The sequence below is a fragment of the Cognatilysobacter xinjiangensis genome (assembly GCF_014651995.1).
In the GTDB taxonomy this organism is placed as follows: domain Bacteria; phylum Pseudomonadota; class Gammaproteobacteria; order Xanthomonadales; family Xanthomonadaceae; genus Cognatilysobacter; species Cognatilysobacter xinjiangensis.
The window spans coordinates 465,331-481,366 of sequence record NZ_BMXY01000001.1; the positions used below are offsets into that span (position 1 = coordinate 465,331).

Here is a 16,036-nt window from a genome sequence, read left to right on the forward strand (position 1 = left end):
ACCATCTCGAAGGTCGCGGACGCAAAGCTGTCCCGCGCGGCCGCTCGCATGCATGCAGCGAGCGTGATCATTGGCTACGCTTGTCCCCGGGGATTTTCCTTGGGGAACAAACATGAAAACGCTGAACCGGGCCGCCTTGGCCCTTGCCTTGGTCGGTGCCGCCAAGGTCGCCGCCGTGCCGGCACAGGCCGCGGATATCGAGGACTTTGTCCGTCATCCTAGCTACAGCTCCGTTCGCATCTCACCGACCGGCGAATATCTTGCAACGACGGTCGACCGTGGTGACCAGGACGTCCTCGTGGTGCTGCGTACCAAGGACCTGTCGATCGTCAAGGTCAACCAGCTCCCGGATCGCAAGAGCGTCGGCGCATTCCACTGGGCAAGTCCGGAGCGCCTGCTGTTCACGGCGGTGCGTAAGGTAGGCAGTTATGAGCAGCCTTTCGGTACCGGCGAGTGGTTCGCTGTCAACGCCGATGGCAGCCAGCCGCGGCCGCTGATCTTCTACGGGACCCGCGACGCGACGCAGCGATCGAAGACCGTCTCCAACCAGAGCTTCAGCCTGCTCGACACGCTGCGGAACGACGATACGAACGTCGTCATGACCGTGTATTCACCGCGCTCGGACGAAGGCGCCGGCACCGAGGTGGTGTTGCTCGATACGTTCACTGGCCGCTGGAAAACGCTGGCGCGCGCGCCGAAGGAGAACTGCGACATCGCGCTCGACCGCGAGAAGCAGCCGCGCTTCGCGGTATGCGCGTCAAGCCGCAACGAGGAGGGCGAGTTCGAGGAGCGCACCGAACTCTTCCGCCGCGGCGACGACGGCAAGTGGAACCTGGTCAATGCCTCGAAAAGCGACGGGCGCCACCTCGCGATCATCGGCACGTCGGAGGACGGCACGGTCTACGCGAGCGAAACCGACGGCGTGAAGCCCGCGGGCATCGGCGTGTTCGATGTCGGGACGGGGGCCTATCGTCCGCTGTTCCAGGATCCGGTGGCCGACATCTCCGGCTACATCCAGGCCGCGGACCAGTCGCGCATCGTCGCGGTGGTCACCGAGGCCGGTGCGCCGAAGGTGGAAGTGCTCGAGCCCGAGCATGCGGACGGCAAGCTCTACCAGAGCCTGGCCGCGGCGTTCCCGGGCGAGATGGTGGATTTCTCCAGCGCAACGTCGGACGGCAGCAAGATCGTGGTGTCCGTGTACAGCGATCGCAATCCGGGCGAGCTGTATCTCTACGATCGCGCGACCGGCCAGGCGCGCTTCCTGATGCAGCAGCGCCAGTGGCTGGACAAGGCGAAGATGGCGTCGGTGAAGCCGTTCTCGTTCACCGCGCGCGACGGCCAGAAGCTTTACGGCTATCTCGTCGTGCCGGCCGGTACCTCCGGCCGCAACCTGCCGCTGATCGTCAATCCCCACGGTGGCCCCATCGGCCCCCGCGACAACTGGCGTTTCAACAGCGAGGCGCAGCTGCTGGCCAGCCGCGGCTACGCGGTGCTGAAGATCAACTTCCGCGGATCCGGCGGCTACGGCCGTGGCTTCCGCGACGCCGGGCACGGCCAGTGGGGGCAGGCGATCCAGAACGACATCATCGACGCGACGCGCTGGGCGATTTCGGAAGGCTATGCGGACAAGGATCGCGTCTGCATCTACGGCGGCAGCTTCGGCGGCTATTCGTCGCTGATGGCACCGATCCGCGAGCCGGGGATGTTCAAGTGCGCGTTCGGCTACGTCGGCGTCTATGACATGGGCATGCTGTTCACCAAGGGCGACATTCCGCAGAGCGAATCGGGCGTGCGTTACCTGCGTCGCACCGTCGGTACCGACCGCGCGGTGCAGCAGGCGAACTCGCCGGCCTTCAATGCCGACAAGGTTCGCATTCCGGTCTACCTCGCGGCCGGCGCCCGCGACGAACGCGCGGTGCCCGACCAGACCGAAGCGATGGCGGATGCGCTGCGCAAGGCCGGGAATCCGCCGGAAGGCGTGATCATCCAGTCCGGCGAGATGCACGGCTTCTACAAGGAAGAGAACAATCTCCGGCTGTACACCGAGATGCTCGGGTTCTTCGACCGGCATATCGGCCAGGGCGCGAAGTGATGCCTGTACGGCGGGGCCACGTGCCCCGCCGTTGCCGACAGCATCGTCGACGCAACGTCATGGCGGTTCCATCGCGTTGACGGTGGAAGAAAAAAGGCGCCGCGAGGCGCCTTTTTTCTTTGCACCGGGCGGATTCGCGTCCGCGATCACTTCACCCCATGCATCCATCGCTTCAGCAGCGGCGAGATCAGCAGCGCCAGCACGCCACAGCCCAGGCCGATCCACATCATCAGCCAGAACAGGTCGGCATACTTCGCGCCGGCCTCGGCCATGTCGATCGCCGTGCCTTCTGGAATCTCCAGCGATGCGACCTTGGCGAACTGCGCCGCCAGCGTCTCCGAGAAAGCGGTGGCGAGGAACCACGTGCCCATCATCAGGCTGACGACGCTACGCACGGACAGCTGCGTCACCGCCGACAGGCCCACCGGCGACAGGCACATCTCGCCGACCTCCAGTACGAAGTAGGCCAGCACCAGCCACCAGACGCTGGCCATCGCGCCTGATGCGCCCGCGTGTTCCGCCGCCCACGCGAGCGGGATGAAGCTCAGGCCGGCGAACATCAGGCCCAGCGCCGACTTCACAGGCTTGGACGGGTCGCGGCCGCGTCGGCCCAGCCAGGCCCAGACCACGCTGAAGGTCGGCGCCAACAGCACGATGAAGAGCGCGCCGAGGAAGGTGAGCGAGCCGGCGGTCTGAGGTAGCACCAGCACGTCGCGCACCAGGAACACCAGCATCGCCAGCACCGACAGGCCGAAGAACACGCGCGGCGCGCCCGAGCCGGGGTTGCGGTCGGACAGAGACGCCGACACCACGAACGCCAGCGGCGCCAGCAGCAGCGAGACGATCGACCAGGGCGCATGCCGCAGGAAATCGGCGAAGCCCACCTGCGTGCCGGCCTCGAACTCGGCGCCGCGCTGCACGAGCGAAGGCACGATGTCCTTGGTGAGCATGCGATCGGTGAACGTCACCCACGAGCCGTAGGTCTGCTCGTAGAGGGTGAAGAACACCAGGCACATCGCGATCAGCACGATCAGCGCATACATCTGCTGGCGCTGCACCGGCGTGCACTTGGTGGCGGTGAACCAGAAGAACCAGACCAGCACGCCGGCCATCACCAGCAGCATCAGCATCAGCGCGAGCGAGAGGTGCTCGCCCAGCGAGAATGCGCCGTTGGCGACCGCCCACATCAGCGCCGCCACCGGCACCAGTCCGATCACCGCGCCTACATAGATCGCGATCTCGCGCGGCATGCCGAAAACGCGTTCGCGCAACCGCGCCGGTTCCGGCGGCTCGGCCAGCCCGTGCAGGTACTTCTGGCCCCACAGGAACTGCGCGAGGCCCAATGCCATGCCGATGCCGGCGGCGCCGAAGCCCCAGGCCCAGCCGAGCGTCTGGCCGAGGTAGCCGCAGACGATGGACGCGAACAGCGCGCCGAGGTTGATACCCGCGTAGAACAGCGAGAAGCCCGAGTCGCGCCGCGGATCGTCCTCGGCGTAGAGCTTGCCGACGATGGTCGAGATGTTGGGCTTGAGGAAGCCGACGCCCATGATGATCAGTGCGAGCGACAGGTAGAACACGCGCAGGGAGCCCTCGTCGCGCACCACCTGCCCGCCGACGACGTGCGCCTCCGCGCCCTCGACCGTCATGCCCAGGTGCCCGAGCACCAGCAGGATGCCGCCGAAGATCACCGCCTTGCGCATGCCGAGGTAGCGGTCGGCCAGCATGCCGCCGAACACCGGGATGCAGTACACCAGGCCGCCGTACGCGCCGAGCACGTCGTAGCCCATGTCGTCGCTGAAGAGGTGGTGCTTGAGCAGGAAGAGCAGCAGCAGCGCCTTCATTCCGTAGAACGAGAAGCGCTCCCACATTTCGGTGAAGAAGCAGACGTAGACGCCCTTGGGATGACCGAACAGGTCACGGCGCGGGTCCGCGGCGAGGGCGGCGACAGGCGGGGATGACGACACGCACGACTCCGCGTGTGAAAGGTGCCCGAGTATAGCCACGACATGCCGAGCGCCTTCCCGCCGCGGATGATCGCTTTGCCGGCACCCGCCGTCGGCCTACCATCGGCGGATCGCCCCGAACGCGGAGTCCCGATGTCCCGTCGCCTCGCCCTTCTGCCCCTGCTCGTCGCCGCCGCGATCCCGCTGGCCGCGAGCGCCGCACCCCATGGCCTGCAGCCCCGCGAGCTGGTCTCGATGGACCGTTTCTCCAGCCCGCTGCTGACGCCCGATGGGAAGACGCTGGTCTACGCGCGCCGGGTAGTCGACTTCGACGCCAACAAGGCGGCGGCCGCGCTCTGGGCGCAGGACACGGCCAACGCCGCGGCCAAGCCGCGCCGGCTGACGCCCGAGGGCTGGAACGTCAACTCGCCGGAGATCTCCGCCGACGGCAAGCGCGTCTACTTCCTGAGTTCGAAGAACGGCTCGTCGCAGCTTTACTACGTGCCTACCGCTGGCGGCGCGCCGGTGCAGGCCACCGCGCTTCCGCTCGATGTCGGCAGTTTCCTGCTTTCGCCGGACGGCAAGCGCGTGGCGGTCAGCCTGGAAACCTACCCCGCCTGCGCGGCGGATCTCGCCTGCAACGCCAAGCACGGCGAGAACAAGGACCTGCCCAAGACCAGTGGCGTGGTGTTCGACCGCATGTTCGTGCGCCACTGGGACGCCTGGAACGAGGGCAAGCTCAATCGCCTGTTCGTCGCCGACCTGTCCGGCAAGCCGCCCGCGACCGCGACGCTGGTCGGCGCCAACGTAACGGGCGACGTGCCCTCGCGCCCGTTCGGCGACGCCACGGAGTTCGGCTGGTCGCCGGACGGCACGTCGATCGTGTTCAGCGCACGCAACGCCGACCGCGAGGAGCCGTGGTCGACCAACTTCGACCTCTACCTCGTCCCGGCCGACGGCAGCGCCGACGCGCGCAACCTCACCGCCGACAACAAGGCCTGGGACACCGGCGGCGTGTTCAGCGCCGACGGCCGCACGCTGTACTACCGCGCGATGAAGCGCCCCGGCTTCGAGGCCGACCGCTTCGCGCTGATGGCGATGGACGTCGCCAGCGGCGCCAAGCGCGAGATCGCGGCGAAGTGGGATCGCTCCGCCGACGGCATCGCGCTGTCGAACGACGGCCGCACGATCTACACCACCGCGCAGGACATGGGCGAGCACCCGCTGTTCGCGGTGGACGTCACCTCGGGCGCGGTCTCCAAGGTCGTGGGCGATGGCTCGATCTCGTCTTTCGACATCGAGAACGGCGTGCTGGCCTTCGCCCGCAGCACGATCAAGTCGGGCGACCAGCTGTTCACCGGCGGGCTCGCCGGGCAGGGCGTGCGCTCGGTCACGCCGGACGCCTCCGGCCTGCTCGGCGACGTGCGCTTCGGCGACTACGAGCAGTTCGACTTCAAGGGCTGGAACGGCGACACCGTGCGCGGCTACGTGGTCAAGCCATGGAACTACGAGGAGGGCAAGACCTATCCCGTCGCCTTCCTGATCCACGGCGGCCCGCAGGGCAGCTTCGGCAACGGCTGGAGCTACCGCTGGAACCCGCAGACGTACGCGGGGCAGGGCTATGCGGTCGTCATGATCGACTTCCACGGGTCCACCGGCTACGGGCAGGCGTTCACCGACGCGATCAGCCAGCACTGGGGCGACCGCCCGCTGGAGGACCTTCAGAAGGGCTGGGCCGCCGCGCAGAAGAAGTACGCCTTCCTCGACGGCAACCGCGCGTGCGCGCTGGGCGCGAGCTACGGCGGCTTCATGGTCAACTGGATCGCGGGTAACTGGAACGAGCCGTGGAAGTGCCTGGTCAGCCACGACGGCGTGTTCGACCAGCGCATGATGGGCTACGCGACCGAGGAGCTGTGGTTCAGCGAGTGGGAGCAGGGCGGCACGCCGTTCGACGTGCCGAAGAACTACGAGCGCTTCAACCCGGTCAACCACGTCGACAAGTGGCGCGTGCCGATGCTGGTCATCCACGGCCAGCAGGACTTCCGCATCCCGGTCGAGCAGGGCCTGGGCGTGTTCACCGCGCTGCAGCGCCGCGGCATCGAGTCGAAGTTCCTGTACTTCCCGGACGAGAACCACTGGGTGCTCAAGCCGCAGAACAGCGTGAAGTGGCACGACACGGTCAACGACTGGCTGCGCCAGCACATCGGCCAGTAAGCGCGTGACCTGCGACGCCCGCCCCACGTCGGGGGCGGGCGTCGTCGTTTGCCGATCGCGCGTTGACGGGCCGTAGCCGCGGTCTGCCGCAGGCTTGCGACATGAACGAGACGCAGAAGTGGCCCGATCGGCTCTGGATCGTCCGCCACGGCGAATCCGCGGGCAATGTCGAGCGCGAGCGTGCACGCGTCGCCGAGGCGCTGACCTACGACTTCGGTACGCGCGATGCCGACGTGCCGCTCTCCTGCCTCGGCGAGCGCCAGGCCGATGCACTCGGGCGCTGGTTCGCCGGTTTGCCCGAAGACGAACGCCCCGACGTGTTCCTCTGCTCGCCCTACGTGCGTGCACGCCAGACCATGCAGCGCGTGCTGCAGCAATGCGGCATCGACTGCGATCGCATCCGCTACGACGAACGCCTGCGCGAGCGCGAGTTCGGCGTCTTCGACGGGCTCACGCGCCTGGGCGTGCGCGACCGCTATCCGGAGCAGGCGCAGGCGCTGGACCTGGTCGGCAAGTTCTACCACCGCCCGCCCGGCGGCGAGAGCTGGTGCGACGTGATCCTGCGGCTGCGCAGCGTCGTCGACACCATCACCCGCGAGTACCGCTGCGACCGCGTGCTGATCGTCGCGCACCAGGTGACGGTGCTGTGCTTCCGCTACCTGCTCGAACGCATGAGCGAGGCGCAGGTGCTGGAGATCGACCGCCAGAAGGACGTGGCGAACTGTGCGATCACCGGTTACGGCTTCGATCCGGCGCTGGGCAAGGCCGGCAAGCTGGTGCTGGAGCGCTACAACTTCGTCGCGCCGCTGGTGCAGGCCGGCGAGCCCGTGACCACCGAGCCCGACGTGCCGGCGGGCCCGAAATGACCCTCGAGCCCTTCGCGATCACGCCCGAACGCCTGCGCGGCTGGCCGTTGCCGCAGCCCTCGCACGAGGGCGACAAGGACGCGCGCGGCCGGATCCTCGTCGTCGCCGGCGCCGGTGAAATGCCGGGCGCCGCGCTGCTGTGCGCGGTCGCGGCGTTGCGCGCGGGCGCGGGCAAGCTGCAGGTGGCGACGTCGGCCACCGCCGCGCCGCTCGTCGCCTCCGCCGTGCCCGAGGCGCGCGTGGTCGCGCTGCCGGAAACGCGAGGCGGTGCGCTGGCGACGGCCGCACGCGCACGCATCGAGGCGATGGCCGCGCACGCCGATGCGATCGTGGTCGGACCGGGGCTGCTCGAGTCGGCCGCCACCGCGCGCATGCTCGGCGGCTGGCTGGCGGCGCTGCCGGCGATTCCGGTCGTCGTCGACGCCGCCGCGCTATGCGCCTTCGACGGGCAGGCCGACGCGATCGCCAAGGGCGATGCGTTGCGGATACTGACGCCCCATGCCGGCGAATCGGCGCGACTGCTCGGCCGCGAGCGCAGCGACATCGAGGCGCGTCCGCTCGAACTCGGCATCGAGATGGCGCGTCGCTTCAACGCGGTCTGCGTGATGAAGGGCGCGACCAGCTACGTCGTCGACGGCCCTGCGCTCGATGCAGGCGCGGAGGATGCCATCGCCTGCAACCGGTACGGCAACGTCGGTCTGGCGACCTCGGGCTCCGGCGACACGCTCGCCGGCATCGTCGGCGGGCTCGCCGCGCGCGGCGCGACGCCTTTCCAGGCAGCGGCCTGGGGCGTGTTCCTGCACGCCGCCGCGGGCGATGCGCTGGCCGAACGCCAGGGCGGCCCGCTCGGTTTTCTCGCGCGCGAACTGCTGGATGAGATTCCGCGCCTGATGCACGGAATCGGCAGCCGCGCCTGAGCTCAGCAGCAGCGGGAGCGGCCGCGGCCGTAGCGCGCCTGCAGCCGCTCGCGGAAGAAGGCCTCCCGGCCCATCGGCTCGACATCCGGATGCCGGTGCGCCATGTGCTCGCGGTAGCGCTCGTAATCGGGGATGCCAATCGCCAGCCGCGCGGTGGCGGCGAGGCGACGGGCGATATCGCGCCACTCGATGCGCATCACGCAGCGCCTGCCCGGGCCGCATAGCCCGTCTCGCGCGTGGTCGGCGTGCCGCTGCTGCGCGCGGCGAGCATCGCGCGCAGCCCGAAGAACACCGTCGCCAGCAGTACCGCGACGAACAGCAGGCAGAGCGCCGCATCGAGGTGGTTGTTGAAGGCCACGCGCTGCATGTCGGCCAGCGACTTCGCCGGCGCCAGCACCTCGCCGCGCGCGGTGGCTTCCGAGAACTTCCGCGCCGCTGCGAGGAAACCGATCTTCGGGTCGGGGTGGAACAGCTTCTGCGCGCCTGCGGTCAGCGTGCAGACCAGCAGCCAGAGCGTCGCGATGCCCGGGATCCAGAGGTAGCGCTCGCGCTTCATGCGCACCAGCACCACGCAGCAGAACACCAGCGCGATGCCGGCCAGCATCTGGTTGGCGATGCCGAACAGCGGCCACAGCGTGTTGATGCCGCCCAGCGGATCGACCACGCCCTGGTAGAGGAACCAGCCCCAGCCGCCGACCGCGAGCGCGGTGCACAGCAGGTTGCCGGCCCAGCTTTCCGTCTCGCGCAGGCGCGGCACCGCGAGACCCGCGATCTCCTGGAACATAAAGCGCGCCACGCGCGTGCCGGCGTCGATGGTGGTCAGGATGAACAGCGCCTCGAACAGGATCGCGTAGTGGTACCAGAAGGCCATCATGCGGTCGCCGCCGCCCAGGCCCGCGAGGATCTGCGCCATGCCGACCGCGAGGGTCGGCGCGCCGCCGGTGCGCGACAGCACGGTCTCCTCGCCGATGCGCTGCGCGGTGGTCGCGAGCACATCAGGCGTGATCGCGAAGCCCCAGGCATTGATCGCCGCCGACGCCGATTCCAGCGTCGTGCCGAGCGCCGCGGCAGGTGCGTTCATCGCGAAGTAAAGGCCCGGCTGCAGCACGCAGGCGGCGACAAGCGCCATCACCGCGACGAAGGCCTCCATCAGCATCGCGCCGTAGCCGATGAAGGGAATGTCGCGCTCGCTGCCGATCATCTTCGGCGTCGTACCCGAGCTGATCAGCGCGTGGAAGCCGGACACGGCGCCGCAGGCGATGGTGATGAACAGGAACGGGAACAGCTGGCCGGAGAACACCGGCCCCGTGCCGTCGACGAAGCGCGTCACCGCCGGCATGCGCAGCTCGGGCATGGCGATGAGAATGGCGAGCGCGAGACTGACGATCGTGCCGATCTTGAGGAAGGTCGACAGGTAGTCGCGCGGCGCGAGCAGCAGCCAGACCGGCAATACCGAGGCGACGAAGCCGTAGCCGATCAGCAGCCAGGCCAGCGTCGTGCCCTCGAGGCGGAACAGCGCGCTCCACTGCGCATCGGCCGCCACGTGCCCGCCGGCCCATATCGACGCGAGCAGCAGCACGAGGCCGATCAGCGAGACCTCGAGGATGCGGCCCGGCCGCAGCCAGCGCAGGTAGACGCCCATCAGCAGCGCGATCGGGATCGTCATCGCGACGGTGAACGTGCCCCAAGGGCTCTGCGCGAGCGCCTTCACCACGACCAGCGCCAGCACCGCGAGCAGGATCAGCATGATCGCGGCGATGCCGAACATCGACACCACGCCGGCGGCATTGCCCATCTCGCTGCGGATCATTTCGCCGAGCGAGCGCCCGTCGCGGCGGGTCGAGAAGAACAGCACCAGCATGTCCTGCACGGCACCGGCGAACACCACGCCGAAGAGGATCCAGAGCGTGCCCGGCAGGTAGCCCATCTGCGCGGCCAGCACCGGACCGACCAACGGACCCGCGCCGGCGATCGCCGCGAAGTGGTGGCCGAACAGCACGCTGCGCTCGGTAGGCACGTAGTCGAGCCCGTCGTTGCGGCGGTGCGCGGGCGTGACGCGCGCGGGGTCGATGCCGATGGCGGAGGCGACGTAGCGCGAATAGAAGCGGTGCGCGAGGAAGAAGGTGCAGGCCGATGCGGCGACCAGCCACATCGCGCTCACCGTCTCGCCGCGATGCAGCGCCAGCACCGCGAGCGACGCCACGGCGACGATCGCCAGTCCCGCCCAGAAAAGTCCCGCCAGTCCCCGCATGCCGCACCTCCCCGTGGAGCGGCGAGCGTCGCGCAGCCGGGCGGCAGGGGTCAATGTGCGCCGCGGCAGCGGCGTGCGGGCGCTACAGCCAACGCGCCTTCTTGAACTTCCAGTACAGCAGGCCGCAGATGCCTGCCATTGCACCGATCAGCGCGGCGTAGCTCCAGCGGCCGTGCAGTTCGGGCATGTGCTCGAAGTTCATGCCGTACCAGCTCGCCACCAGCGTCGGCGCCGCGAGCAGCGAGGCCCAGGCACCGAGCCGCTTCACGATCTCGCCCTGCTGCACCGTCACCAGCGAGAGGTTCACCGACATCGCGGCGGTCAGCATCTCGCGCAGCGTCTCGGTGCTGGAATCGATGCGGATGGCGTGGTCGTGCACGTCGCGCAGGTAGGGCTGGATGGCGGCATCCACCAGCGGCGAAGGCGACCGCGCGAGGTGGCTGACGATGTCCTGCAGCGGCGCGACGGCCATGCGCAACTGGGTGAGGTCGCGCTTCAGCCAGTACAGGCGCTCGATGGTGCCCTTGCGGAACTCGGCGGCGAAGATGTCCTTTTCCAGCTCGCCCAGCAGACGGTCGTACTCGTCGACGATCGGCATGTAGTTGTCGACGATGAGGTCCAGCACCACGTACAGCGCCGCGCCCGGGCCGTGCACGAGCATCGTCTTCTCGCGCTCCAGGCGCGCACGCGCCGGCGCGTAGCTGGTCGAGGCGCCGTGGCGCACCGTCACGATGTAGCGCGGACCGACGAAGATGTGCGTCTCGCCGAAGCGGATGGTGCCGTCGCTGACATGCGCGGTATGTACGGCGATGAACATCGAATCGCCATAGCCCTCGAATTTCGGCCGCTGGTGCGCGTTCTGCGCGTCCTCGACGGCGAGGGGATGCAGGCCGAACTCCTCCTGCAGCGTCGCGAGTACGGCCGCGCCCGGCTCGTACAGTCCGACCCATACGAAGCTGCCGTCGTCGACCGCGAGCACCTCGCTGATCTGCTCGAGGTCGATGTCCACGCGCTCGCCCTGCGCCGTGTACGCGGCGCAGTTGACGACGCAGCGGGTAAGGGCCGGATCCATCAGGCGTCGGGTGCGGCGCCGCGCCTGCGCAGCGCGGCGCCGAGGCCGAGGTGCAGCGGCAGCAGCAGCGCGATCCAGCGTGCGTTGGCCTGCGCGCCGGGCTCCAGCCACGAGGCGAACATCGCGACCAGCGCGAGCGTGGCGAGGAGCGGCAGCATGCGCTGCATCAGCGGCCCGGATGCGCGGCCGCGCAGCAGTCGCACGGCGCCCGGCAACGCCAGCAGGCCCAGCGGGCTGACCAGCAGCAGGTTGCGGTTGGCCCAGGCGAACTCGTGCGCGGTGCCCAGCCAGAGGTAGAGCATCAGCAGGCCGAGCAGACCCGACACCAGCCAGAACGCGAACGCGAAACCGGCGACGAAGCGCGTGCGGCGTGCGGCGATCAGCGCCGCCGCCAGCGCGATGCCCGCCAGCAGCCACGGCCAGGTGGCGCGCGGCGCGTCGGCCGGCTCCGGCGCGATGCGATGCGGCAGCACGCTTTCCTCCGCCACGACGATAGGCCGGCCATCGACCTGCACCTCGCGCAGCGCGTCGGCGAGGTGCATCGGCACGAAGGCCTCGTCCCAGAGCGAGAGCGGGCGGTCGGCGCGCGGGCCGAGGCCGAGGTCGAAACCCAGCCACATCCATGGTGCGGGCGACGCGAGCCGTACCGATTCGCTGCGATAGCTGCTGCCGTGCGAGCGCCCCGCGAGCTGGCGATGCAGCGCGCCGCCCAGCGCGCGGTCGAGCATGTCGCGCACGCGCGTGGCGCAGTTGTCGCGGAAGTAGTCGTAGCCGTAGGCGGCGTTCTCGGGCTTCGCGTTCTCGGCGAGCGCGGCGGCGAGCGAGTCCGCCTGCGCGTCGGTCAGGCGCAGCCACTGGATCGAGACGCCGCGGCCCTCGGCCCGGTACGTCGCCATGTCTTCCTCGAAGGGCAGGGCGACCAGCCGGTAGCGCATCACGCCGCGCACGAAGTTCCCGACGAAGTCGGGCTCGCTCGGGTCGAAGAAGCCGTAGTTGTAGGAGGTCGCGGCGCCGCTGGCAGGGTCGACCACGACGATCGCGTCATGGCCGAAACGCTCCCAGAACACCTCGCCCGGCTGCATGGTGACGACGCCGATGCGCGGCGCGGCGAACGTCGCGAGCGGCGCCAGCAGCAGGACGAGCAGCGCGAGCAGGCGGCCTGCGAGGCCGCGATCAACCCTCGCCATGCACGCCCACGTGGAAGGCGTGCACGCGACGCGCGTCGGCGCCGGCGACGCGGAACACGAAGCGGCCCAGGGCGAGTTCCTCGCCGGCCTCGGGCAGGTGCCCGATCGCCGCGGTCACGAGCCCGCCGATGGTGTCGTACTCGTCCTCGTCGAAGTCCGCGCCGAAGCGCTCGTTGAAGTCCTCGATCGGCGTCAGCGCGTCGACCACGAACTGGCCGTCGGCCTGCGCCGCGATCAGCGCATTCGGGTCCTGCGCGTCGTCGTGCTCGTCGTCGATCTCGCCGACGATCTGTTCCAGTACGTCTTCGATCGTGATCAGCCCGGCGACGCCGCCGTGCTCGTCGATGACGATCGCCATATGGTTGCGCGAATGGCGGAACTCGCGCAGCAGCAGGTCGAGACGCTTGGACTCGGGAATCAGCAGCGCCGGGCGCAGCAGCTCGTGCACGCTGGCCGGCCCGTGATCGCTGACCACGCCGCGCAGCAGGTCCTTGGCCAGCAGCACGCCGAGCACCTCGTCGCGGTCCTCGCCGTGCACCGGGAAACGCGAATGGCCGGACTCGACGACCATCTTCATCAGGTCGAGGAAGCGGGCGTCGGCGGGCAGGGACACCATCTGCGAGCGCGGGATCATCACGTCGCCGACGGTCATGTCCGACACCGCGATCGCGCCTTCCATCATGCGCAGCGTGTCGGCCTCGATCAGCCCGTCGTTCTGCGCGTCGCGCAGCAGCTCGACGAGGTCCTCGCGGGTCGACGGCTCGCCCGACAGAGCGGAGCTGATCCGGTCGAACCAGGAACGGCGGTCGCTGCCGCGTTCGTGAGGGGTACTACTGTCGTCCTCGGACATGTCTTCTTTCGGGTACGCCGCTCGGGGCGACGGGAGCCAGTCTAGCCGGTCGGGGCGACCGGTCCGTCGACATGGGGTCGCCAGCGGCCGTATCAAGCCGCCCGGCGGCGGTCAGTACGGGTCGGCGATGCCCAGCCCGGCGAGGATCTCGCGCTCGCGGGCTTCCATCGCTTCGGCCTCGTCGTCGGCCTCGTGGTCCCAGCCCAGCAGATGCAGCGTGCCGTGGACGACGAGGTGCGCCCAGTGGTCGGCCGGGCGCTTGCCCTGCTCGGCGGCCTCGCGTGCGACGACCTCCGCGCAGATCACCAGGTCGCCGAGCAGCGGCAGCTCGACGTCCTCCGGCAGCCCTTCCGGCAACTCGGCCGGGAAACTCAGCACGTTGGTCGCGTAGTCCTTGCCGCGATAGGTGCGATTGAGCTTGCGGCCCTCGTCCGGGCCGACGATGCGGATCGCCATTTCGGCCGGCGCGTCACGATCGGCCAGCGCGGCCGCCACCCACTTCCGGAAGCTCGCGGAGGAGGGCACGCCCTTGCGCGCTGCGGCGTAGGTCACCGTTACGTCGGGTGCGTACTGGCTCATCTCGACTTCCAGTCGTCGGGCTCGAAGGCGATTTCGATGACGTCGCGATCGCCCGTGTCCGCTTTTTCTTTGGCGTACCGCTTCGCTGGCACGCAGTTCTCGTCGACGCCACGCGCGGCGTCCATGGCGATCTGCTGCATCAGCGCCGCCACCTGCTTGTCGGGATCCTTTTCCGAGACGTCCAGCGCGATGGTCCGTTCGGAGCAGGCGCCGTCATGCATGACCTCGATCGCGGGGATCAGCGTCTTCAGCGCGTCGTCGGTAAAGGCATCGAAGGCGTCGGCCTCGATCATGTCGGTCGGCATGGTCAGCCGCCCCTTGAAGAAATAGAGCTGCTTGTAGGCCAGAACACCTGCCGAGCGCTGGGCCTGCTCGCCCTTGCGGTAGCCGAGCAGCAGGCTGCGTCCTACGAGCGGCTCGCGCGTGAGCACGGCGGCTATGCCGGGCGCGAGCTCGTCGCTGCCGGAAGCCGAAGGCCGCATGCCGGGGTCGAGTTCGAGGGTCCGAACGGCCACCACGGCCGGATCGCTGTAATAGCCGGCCTTCGCGGCCAGACCCAGCGAGTCCCGCAGTTCCTTTTCCTCGGCGTCGAGCGCGTCCTTCGCGTCCATTCGCCCCGCCGGATAGACGAAGACATCGATCGGTACGGTTGGATGGCGCGAACCGAAATAGCGCAACCTCACGCCGGCAAAGCGGTTCGAAGGATCGTAGCCGTGATCGGCTAGGCGGTAATCACCGACGACACGCGGCGCGAGCACGAGGCTCCGGGCGATGAAGGGCGCCTTGGCCTCCTTCGCGGGAGACGGGCCGGCGATCGCGCCGAGCGCGACTGCCAGAAGTGGAACGATCCAAGCGCGCATGCCTTCCCCCTGGGCGGTGCGCCACGCTACTCCGGTGTGGCGGCGTCCCGCGCATCGTAGGCGTTGACGATGCGGGCGACCAGCGGATGGCGCACCACGTCGCGCGATTCGAAGAAGGTGAAGCTGATGCCGTCGACGCCCTTGAGCACGTCCAGCGCGTCGCGCAGGCCCGACTTCTGCGCCTTCGGCAGGTCGATCTGCGAGAGGTCGCCGGTGACCACGGCGGTGCTGCCGAAGCCGATGCGGGTCAGGAACATCTTCATCTGCTCGACGGTGGTGTTCTGCGCCTCGTCGAGGATGACGTACGCATCGTTGAGCGTGCGGCCGCGCATGTAGGCCAGCGGCGCGATCTCGATGACGTTGCGCTCCAGCAGCTTGGCCACCTTCTCGACGCCCAGCATCTCGTACAGCGCGTCGTAAAGCGGACGCAGGTACGGATCGACCTTCTGCGAGAGATCGCCCGGCAGGAAGCCGAGCTTCTCGCCGGCCTCGACCGCCGGGCGCACCAGCACGATGCGCTGCACACGGGAGGAATTCAGCGCCTCGACCGCGCTTGCGACGGCGAGGAATGTCTTGCCGGTACCGGCCGGGCCGATGCCGAAGTTGATGTCGTGCGTGGCGATGGCATGCAGGTATCGCGCCTGGTTCTCGCCGCGCGCGCGCAGGCTGCCGCGCTTGACGCGGATCACCACCTCCTGCGGCTCCACGGCCTCAGCCATGCGCTGCTCGACGCCCGATTCGGACAGGCGCAGGTGGATCGCCGGCTCGCTGAGCGTCTCGGTCTCGGTGTCCTGCCAGAGCTCGTGGATCAGCCGGTCGGCATGCTGCGCGGCCTGCGCCGGGCCGGTCACGCGGAACACGTTGCCGCGGTTGGCGATCTGCACGCCCAAGCGCAATTCGAGCATGCGCAGGTGCGCGTCGAAGGGGCCGGCGAGGTTGGCGAGCCGCTCGTGGTCGGGCGGGTCGAGGACGAAGTCGCGGTTGAGGTGTTCGGCCATTCGGAAGCGAGGTCTCGGAGGTTCAGGGGACGATGCACCGGCCGCCGGCAGCGGCGCGTGAGCTTGCAGCCTGCCGCCGCTTTGCGCAGAGTCGAGCTCCTCTCGGGAAGATCACCATGCGGATAGCGCGGATGCACGAGGCTGTGCGTGGGCTGGCGATTGTCGCAGCCCTGTGGACAACGGCGGCTGTCGCACAGGTCACGGTGG

General features: G+C 69.0%; 13 protein-coding genes. 4 read left to right on the plus strand and 9 right to left on the minus strand.

Translation table 11 applies throughout. From position 1 onward, the window contains the following. Positions 1-112: 112 nt before the first annotated feature. A complete protein-coding gene (locus IE066_RS02185; RefSeq protein ID WP_189446687.1) occupies positions 113-2,092 on the plus strand; it encodes an alpha/beta hydrolase family protein in 1,980 nt (659 codons plus the stop codon). A gap of 146 nt (positions 2,093-2,238) precedes the next feature. On the opposite strand, the gene IE066_RS02190 is transcribed toward IE066_RS02185, so the two are convergent. Beyond that, positions 2,239-4,056 (minus strand): peptide MFS transporter, encoded by a 1,818-nt coding sequence (locus tag IE066_RS02190; RefSeq protein ID WP_229790628.1) that lies wholly within the window; start codon positions 4,054-4,056, stop codon positions 2,239-2,241. Positions 4,057-4,188: 132 nt separating this feature from the next. Here IE066_RS02190 and IE066_RS02195 point away from each other — a divergent pair, with 132 nt between their 5' ends. The 3 genes from IE066_RS02195 (at position 4,189) to IE066_RS02205 (ending at position 8,032) form a co-directional block, all read left to right on the plus strand. Further along, positions 4,189-6,249 (plus strand): dipeptidyl-peptidase 5, encoded by a 2,061-nt coding sequence (locus IE066_RS02195; RefSeq protein WP_189446688.1) that lies wholly within the window; start codon positions 4,189-4,191, stop codon positions 6,247-6,249. 101 nt (positions 6,250-6,350) lie between these two features. Further along, the gene (locus IE066_RS02200) at positions 6,351-7,115 is read left to right on the plus strand and encodes a histidine phosphatase family protein (protein WP_189446689.1); all 765 of its coding nucleotides are present in this window, start codon (positions 6,351-6,353) and stop codon (positions 7,113-7,115) included. Next, positions 7,112-8,032, plus strand: coding sequence for an NAD(P)H-hydrate dehydratase (locus tag IE066_RS02205; protein ID WP_189446690.1), 921 nt, complete (start codon positions 7,112-7,114; stop codon positions 8,030-8,032). The genes IE066_RS02200 and IE066_RS02205 overlap by 4 nt, the downstream gene beginning before the upstream one ends. A gap of 2 nt (positions 8,033-8,034) precedes the next feature. Here IE066_RS02205 and IE066_RS02210 read toward each other — a convergent pair whose 3' ends face one another. The 8 genes from IE066_RS02210 to IE066_RS02245 all read right to left on the minus strand — a co-directional run bounded on the left by IE066_RS02210 (position 8,035) and on the right by IE066_RS02245 (position 15,829). Beyond that, positions 8,035-8,229, minus strand: a complete 195-nt coding sequence (locus IE066_RS02210) for a YbdD/YjiX family protein (RefSeq protein WP_189446691.1) — start codon at positions 8,227-8,229, stop codon at positions 8,035-8,037. Continuing rightward, positions 8,229-10,283 (minus strand): carbon starvation CstA family protein, encoded by a 2,055-nt coding sequence (locus IE066_RS02215; protein ID WP_189446692.1) that lies wholly within the window; start codon positions 10,281-10,283, stop codon positions 8,229-8,231. The genes IE066_RS02210 and IE066_RS02215 overlap by 1 nt, the downstream gene beginning before the upstream one ends. 82 nt (positions 10,284-10,365) lie before the next feature. Beyond that, the gene (locus tag IE066_RS02220; RefSeq protein WP_189446693.1) at positions 10,366-11,355 is read right to left on the minus strand and encodes a magnesium and cobalt transport protein CorA; all 990 of its coding nucleotides are present in this window, start codon (positions 11,353-11,355) and stop codon (positions 10,366-10,368) included. Then, entirely contained in the window at positions 11,355-12,542 is a 1,188-nt protein-coding gene (locus tag IE066_RS02225) for a lipoprotein N-acyltransferase Lnb domain-containing protein (RefSeq protein WP_189446694.1), read from the minus strand. The genes IE066_RS02220 and IE066_RS02225 overlap by 1 nt, the downstream gene beginning before the upstream one ends. Next, on the minus strand, positions 12,529-13,392 hold the full coding sequence (locus IE066_RS02230) for a CorC family transporter (protein WP_189446695.1): 864 nt from the start codon (positions 13,390-13,392) through the stop codon (positions 12,529-12,531). The genes IE066_RS02225 and IE066_RS02230 overlap by 14 nt, the downstream gene beginning before the upstream one ends. Positions 13,393-13,503: 111 nt before the next feature. After that, positions 13,504-13,971, minus strand: coding sequence for an rRNA maturation RNase YbeY (gene ybeY / locus IE066_RS02235; RefSeq protein WP_189446696.1), 468 nt, complete (start codon positions 13,969-13,971; stop codon positions 13,504-13,506). Then, positions 13,968-14,831: a hypothetical protein gene (locus IE066_RS02240; protein WP_189446697.1), complete on the minus strand. Its 864-nt coding sequence runs from the start codon at positions 14,829-14,831 to the stop codon at positions 13,968-13,970. Before IE066_RS02240 ends, ybeY begins: the two co-directional genes overlap by 4 nt. Before the next feature lie 26 nt (positions 14,832-14,857). After that, the gene (locus IE066_RS02245) at positions 14,858-15,829 is read right to left on the minus strand and encodes a PhoH family protein (RefSeq protein ID WP_189446698.1); all 972 of its coding nucleotides are present in this window, start codon (positions 15,827-15,829) and stop codon (positions 14,858-14,860) included. Positions 15,830-16,036 lie beyond the last annotated feature (207 nt).